This is a genomic window from Roseateles sp. P5_B10, from assembly GCF_056400485.1.
In genome coordinates, this window is sequence record NZ_JBFULE010001086.1 from 1 (window position 1) to 1,454 (window position 1,454).

Annotated in this window: 1 protein-coding gene; it reads left to right on the plus strand. The window is 69.5% G+C overall.

From position 1 onward, the window contains the following. Positions 1 to 1,454: GH36-type glycosyl hydrolase domain-containing protein (locus AC1DU6_RS31040; RefSeq protein ID WP_477861966.1), on the plus strand; the 1,454-nt coding region annotated here is incomplete at both ends.

Sequence of the window (1,454 nt, forward strand, 5' to 3'; positions counted from 1 at the left end):
GCCGCATTGGCAGCACCCGGCCCTGGTGCAGCTGAGCGACATCCTGCCCTGGTATGCCCACAACGCCCTGGTGCACTACCTGTCACCGCGTGGCCTGGAGCAGTACTCCGGCGGTGGCTGGGGCACGCGCGATGTCTGCCAGGGGCCGCTGGAAATGCTTTTGGCCCTGGGCCAGACCGCACCGGTGCGCGATCTGCTGCTGCGTGTCTTCAGCAACCAGAACCCGGATGGCGATTGGCCGCAGTGGTTCATGTTCTTCGAGCGCGAGGCCAAGATCCGTGCCGGCGACTCGCATGGCGACATCGTCTTCTGGCCGCTGCTGGGCCTGGCGCAATACCTCATCGCCAGCGGCGACGCCGGCCTGCTCGACGAGGTGCTGCCCTTCCATGACGGCGAGCCGGCCACACTGGCGGCGCATGTGGAGCGGGCGCTGGCGCTGATCCGCCAGCGCGTCGTACCCGGCACGGGGCTGGCCGCCTACTGGCATGGCGACTGGAACGACTCGCTGCAGCCGGCCGACCCGGCACTGCGAGAGCGCCTGTGCAGCGCCTGGACGGTCACGCTGCACCACCAGATGCTGCACACGCTGGCGACGGCCTTCACGCAGATCGGCCGAGCCCACGACGCCGCCGCGCTGACCGCCGAGGCCATGGGCGTGCGCGCCGAGTTCCAGCGCCTGCTGGTGCAGAACGATGTCGTCGCTGGCTATGCACTTTTCCCTGAGCAGGGCGAGCGCGAGCTGTGGATCCACCCGCAGGACACCCGCACCGGCCTGCGCTACAGCCTGCTGCCGATGATGCATGCCGTCATCGACGAGCTCTTCACCCCTGAACAGGCCGCCATCCAGGCCGCGCTGATCGAGCAGCATCTGAAGGGCCCCGATGGTGCCCGCCTGTTCGACGCGCCGCTACCCTATCGCGGCGGCCCGTCGCAGCTGTTCCAGCGCGCCGAGACCAGCACCTTCTTCGGCCGCGAGATCGGCATCATGTACATGCACGCCCATCTGCGCTATGCCCAGATGCTGGCCCATCTCGGTCACGCCGAAGCCTTCCTGCAGGCGCTCGCGCTGGCCCACCCGATTGCACTGACCGACCGCGTGCCCAGCGCGAGCCGGCGCCAGGCCAATTGCTACTACTCCAGCTCCGATGCCGCCTTCCCCGACCGCTACGAGGCCCAGGCCCATTACGGCCGAGCGCTGGCCGGCGAGGTGGCGCTGGACGGCGGCTGGCGCATCTATTCCAGCGGCCCGGGCATCGCGCTGGGTCTGGTCATCAACTCGCTGCTCGGCCTGCGGCTGGAGCAGGGCGCCCTCGTCGTCGATCCTGTCATGCCGCCGTTGCTGGACGGGCTCACCGTGCAGCTGGTGCTGGCGGACTTGCGCTTCGAGCTGACCTACCGCGTCGGCTCGCGCGGATATGGTGTGGAGCGGGTGCGGGACGAGGCGGGCGCCGAGC